This window comes from Prosthecobacter sp., assembly GCF_049294395.1.
Taxonomy (GTDB): domain Bacteria; phylum Verrucomicrobiota; class Verrucomicrobiia; order Verrucomicrobiales; family Verrucomicrobiaceae; genus Prosthecobacter.
The window spans coordinates 1-5,125 of record NZ_JBAQCR010000048.1 but is presented as its reverse complement, the minus strand read 5'-3'; the positions used below and the strand labels follow the sequence as shown (position 1 = coordinate 5,125).

The window sequence follows — 5,125 nt, the reverse complement described above, 5'->3', positions numbered from 1 at the left end:
CGCTGCGGCTGCGATGTGTGGCTCACAGGCCCAGGCTTAATCTATCCTTAAGCGCCACGACAAAAACGGCGAAAATGCCCACTTGGAAAGCGATGGACCATCCCTTCTCATTTCCAGCAAACTTGATGCACGTTTTCGACAAGGCGAATAAAGCCAGGATCACCCAGAGTGGCATGCCAGAAGGCGGCGGCGATCCTGTGTTCGACATCACCGGGGGTATGCAAAACAAGAGCGCCATGCCGAACAATATTTGTCCGGATAGATTTAGAACGACAGCTTTCATCAATTCACGGGTGTAGAATACCTGCCATGTTTTTGGGTGGGCAGCCGCGCCCGTTGAGGCAGAAGATGATCCGCCTTGCGCCCCACCGCTCAGTGCGCCGGAGGCTCGATCGTCGCATCAATCTTCTTCAGCGCCACCCACAGGGCCGGGTCTTCCGGATGGCCGTTGAAGAGGACCTTGCCCTCAGGGGAGAGCAGGACCATGCGGGGGATGGTGGCGATGTCGAGGGCCTTGGTGTAGGGGCGTTCAGCGGGCTCGATGAGCCAGGGCAGCTTGGCGTTTTGCTCCTGGCGGATGCGTTCGGCGGTGGCCTCGGCGTTTTCATCGTCCTTGTTCACCGCAGCTACGACGATGCCGTGGGGGGCAAGTGTCTGCGCCTTCGTTTTGAGCGCGGGCATCAGGTTCATGCAGGGGCCGCACCAGGAGGCCCAGAAGTCCAGCAGCAGGGCTTTCTTTCCGCCCAGCACATCGTGCAGCGTGGTGGCCTCTCCCTCCGAGGTGGTCAGCGGGGCTTTCAGATCGATGACCAGCGCGGCCATCTTGGCTTCCAGGCGAAACTTCTCCATGGCCTGGATGAAGACCGGCGCCTGCTGCGGGCTGAGCCAGATGGCTTCGAGGATGTTCGCTTTGAAACCGGCGGCATCCTTGGCCTCGCCTGCCTTCAGGGCCTTGATGTAGGCGACGAAGGATTGGATGGCTTCGACGTTCGGCAGCGCGGCGGCACCGGCCGGATCAAAACTGCCGGCGAGGATTTCCACTTCCGGCAGGATCTTGACGAGGAAGGGCGTGTTTTGATGCCGCAGGCCCCAGACGAGCTTGGCCTCGATGATCTGCTGGCGCAGCACCCCGGCTTTGTTGGCCTCTTTGGCGAGCTTCTGCAGGTCTTCCTCGGTCGTGTCCTGGGCGAAGAGCCGCTTCACCAGCGCCTGGGCATCGGCCGCAGCCTCCTGGGTGGCAGGGGCCTGCGCATGCAGGGATAGCTGGGCGCAGCAGAAGAGAAAAACACAAAGGGCGGGTTTCATGGCTTTGGAAGCGTCCCGATTTTTGTGACCAATGTCGAGCAGAAAGTGACCATCCTCGGGAGGAATGAAAGATGCCTCCCGCAGGGTGCGACTCCTGTGTCTCTTCATCCATGAAACTCACACTGACCCTGACACTCCTCCTCGCCACAGCCGCGTTTTGCCGCGCTGCGGACAACACCCCGCCGAAAGGTTTTACCGCACTCTTCAACGGCAAGGACCTTTCCGGATGGTATGGCTGGGGCACCCAGGACCCGAACGACCTCTGGAAGATGACACCGGAGGAGCAGGCTGCGTACAAGAAGAAGTCCATCGAGGGCGGTCTCGTGGATGCCAAGGGCAATGACAAGGGCGACCACGTCAATGCGCACTGGAAAGTGGAGGACGGCCAGCTCGTCAATGACGGCAAAGGTTTGTACCTCACCACCGACAAGGACTACGGCGACTTTGAGCTCATGGTCGACTACAAGATGCTCCCCCTCGGAGACAGCGGCATCTACCTGCGCGGCATCCCCCAGGTGCAGATCTGGGACTTCACGGAGAAGGACGAAAAAGCCGTCGCGCTGGGCAAGCCCTTCGGTTCCGGCGGTCTTTGGAACAACAAGAGCCCTGAGGGCAAGAATCCCCTGAAGCTCATGGACAAGCCCTTGGGCGAATGGAACACCTTCCTCATCCGCATGGTCGGCGAGCGCGCCACGGTGACCTTCAACGGCGAAGTCGTCGTGAAGAATGCGGTGCTGGAAAACTTCTTTGCCAACAAGAAGGCCGGCTACCTCGCCTACGGCAAAAAAGACGCCAAGAAAGCTGAAGGCGACGCCGCCAAGGCCGCAGAGAAAATGCCCAACGGCTGGTTCCCAGATCCCGCCTTTGCCAAAGGCCCCATCCAGCTCCAGACCCACGGCAGCGAAATCCGCTGGAAGAACGTTTACATCCGCGAGATCTCCGCTGAAGAAGCCAACAAGGAACTGGCAGGCAGCAGCGAAGGCTTCAAGGAATACATCAACGGCAAGGACCTCAGCAACTGGCAGGGCGCCGTGGACAGCTACGAAGTGGTGGACGGCGCGATCACCTGCAAGCCCGGCAAAGGCGGCGATCTGCTGACCAAGGAAGAATTCGAAAACGGCACCATCCGCGTGGAATTCAAACTTCCTCCTGCTGGCAACAACGGCATCGCCCTGCGCACCCCGCTGGGTGGTCACTCCGCCTCTGACGGCCTGGAATTCCAGGTCATCGACAGCGACGGCTACAACGCCAAGCAGGCCGCCGCCGGCAAGAAGGGTCTGGAGCCTTATCAGTACCACGGCTCCCTCTACCACTGCGCCGGTGCCAAGCACGGTTACCTCCGCCCCGTGGGCGAGTGGAACTTCCAGGAAATCCAGGTCGATGGCCAGAAGATCAAAGTCATCCTCAACGGCACCAAGATCCTCGACGTGGACATCGACAAGCTCGACCGCACCCAGATCGCCCACCCACCGAAAGGCCTGGACCACACCAAGGGCTTCATCGGCTTCGCCGGGCATAGCGATCCTGTGGTGTTCCGCAGCTTCAAGGTGAAGCAGAAGTAACGGCGCTACGACGCTGCACTGCGGTGCAGCAAGATGCGCAGATTGTCCCATTCAACACCCGTCAGGCCGCGAGGTCTGGCGGGTTTTTTGTTTGGGGGGATTCCTTAGCAAAGTGTACGTTCGCCTGCTGCTCACGCGAACGCGACAGCGTCGTGGAGTGCGAGCGGCAAGCCTGGGCGCGACGCCGCTTTCGCAGGCCGGACGGCAGGATGAGGCCGGAGAACATGCTACACCTCGCGAAAGCGGTGTCGTCGATGCAGGCTTGCGCCGTGCATCTCTGCCACCGCACTCCACGACGCTGCCGCGCGGAAGCACCCTCCGTCACCTCAAGCCGCCACTGCCAGCGCTGCGGGCTCCGTCGTCTCCTTGAACTCCAGCTCTTCTTCGATGCGCAGGTTTTCCACGATGTAGGCCTGGCGTTCGGGGGTGTTTTTACCCATGTAGAAGGAGAGCATTTCTTTGACGCTGCGGTGCTCGGAGGGGATGGGTTTGCCTTCGGCATCCACTTCGTGGTCGCGCACCTTCACGGGCTCCAGGCGCATGTTCGGGCCGATGAAATGCTTGAACTCATCCGGGCTGATTTCACCGAGTCCCTTGAAGCGGGTGATCTCGGCGGTCTTGCCGCAGCGGTGGATGGCGCGCTGGCGCTCGTCGTCGCTGTAGCAGTAGTAGGTTTCCTTTTTGTTGCGCACGCGGAAGAGCGGCGTCTGCAAAATGTACAGGTGGCCTTTGCGCACGAGCTCGGGGAAGAACTGCAGGAAATACGTGATCATCAGCAGGCGGATGTGCATGCCGTCCACATCCGCATCGGTGGCGAGCACGACGCGGTTGAAGCGGAGTTCTTCGAGGTCTTCCTCAATCTGCAGGGCGTTGGCGAGAAGATAGAACTCCTCGTTTTCATACACGATCTTGCGGGTGAGGCCGAAGCAGTTGAGCGGCTTGCCGCGCAGGCTGAAGACGGCCTGCGTCTCCACATCGCGGCTCTTGGTGATGCTGCCGGAGGCGCTGTCGCCTTCGGTGATGAAGAGGGTGCTGTCCTCGCGGCGCTTGTCCTTGGTGTCGAAGTGCACGCGGCAGTCGCGCAGCTTCTTGTTGCAGACCTTGGCCTTGCGGGCGTTTTCACGGGCGGCCTTCTGGATGCCGCTGATCTCTTTGCGCTCGCGTTCGTTGGAGTTGATCTTTTCCTGCAGCGACTTGGCGATGTCGGCGTGCTTGTGGAGGAAGTTGTCGAGCTGGGCGGTGATGACGCTGGTGATGTGGCCGCGCAGATTCCGCCCGTTCGTTTCCATGTGGGTGGAGCCGAGCTTGGTCTTGGTCTGGGACTCGAAGATGGGCTCCTGCACCTTCACGCTGACGGCGGCGATGAGGCTGCCGCGCACGTCGGCGGGATCGAACTGCTTTTTATAAAACTCGCGGCACTCCTGCACGATGGCCTCGCGGAAGGCGGCGAGGTGGGTGCCGCCCTGCGTGGTGTGCTGGCCGTTGACGAAGCTGTAGTACTCCTCGCCGTAGCCGGTGCCGTGGGTGAAGGCGACTTCCACATCCTTGCCCTCCAGGTGGATGATGGGGTACTGCGGCTCTTCGGTGAGCTTGGCGCGAATGAGGTCCATCAGGCCGTCCTTGGACTTGAACTTCTCTTCTCCCGATGGACTGCGCAGCAGGAGCGTGAGGCCGGGATTGAGCCAGGCGTAGAAGCGCAGCATCTCGCGCACGAAATCGAGGCGGTAATGCGTGTCTTCCGCGAAGCTCTCCGCATCCGCACGGAAGGCGATGCGGGTGCCGTTCGGCTCGGTGCAGGGCGTGGGTTTGCCCATGTCGTAAACGACGATGCCCTGGCTGAACTCGATGGAGCGGGTCTGGTTTTCGCGGATGGCCTGGATCTCGAAGAACTCGGACAAAGCGTTCACCGCTTTGATGCCGACGCCGTTCAGACCGACGGAGCGCTTGAAGACTTCGCTGTCGTATTTGGCACCCGTGTTGATCTGTGCGGCGCATTCCAAAAGCTTGCCCAGCGGGATGCCACGGCCGTAGTCGCGCACATTGACGGTCTGGTCTTCCGCGATGGTGATCTCGATGGTGTTGCCGTAGCCCATGACGTGCTCGTCGATGCAGTTGTCCAGCACCTCCTTGAGCAGGACGTAGATGCCGTCCTCGGGCAGGGAGCCGTCCCCCAGCTTGCCGATGTACATGCCGGGGCGCAGACGGATGTGCTCGCGCCAGTCGAGGGACTTGATGGAATCTTCAGTGTAACCGTGTGC

The 5,125-nt window shown here is 60.9% G+C and carries 4 protein-coding genes; 2 read left to right on the top strand and 2 right to left on the bottom strand.

Features of this window, described 5'->3' with window-relative positions:
• On the top strand, window positions 1-299 hold a 299-nt coding region (locus WAW39_RS03140), incomplete at its 5' end, for a hypothetical protein (RefSeq protein ID WP_422315681.1).
• A gap of 73 nt (window positions 300-372) precedes the next feature.
• Here WAW39_RS03140 and WAW39_RS03135 read toward each other — a convergent pair.
• Entirely contained in the window at window positions 373-1,305 is a 933-nt protein-coding gene (locus WAW39_RS03135) for a TlpA family protein disulfide reductase (RefSeq protein ID WP_422315679.1), read from the bottom strand.
• Between the two features lie 110 nt (window positions 1,306-1,415).
• Between WAW39_RS03135 and WAW39_RS03130 the strand changes: the two genes are divergently transcribed.
• Window positions 1,416-2,867, top strand: coding sequence for a 3-keto-disaccharide hydrolase (locus tag WAW39_RS03130; protein ID WP_422315677.1), 1,452 nt, complete (start codon window positions 1,416-1,418; stop codon window positions 2,865-2,867).
• A 326-nt stretch (window positions 2,868-3,193) separates the two neighbouring features.
• On the opposite strand, the gene WAW39_RS03125 is transcribed toward WAW39_RS03130, so the two are convergent.
• A partial coding sequence (locus WAW39_RS03125) for a DNA topoisomerase IV subunit B (RefSeq protein WP_422315675.1) occupies window positions 3,194-5,125 on the bottom strand: 1,932 nt, incomplete at its 5' end.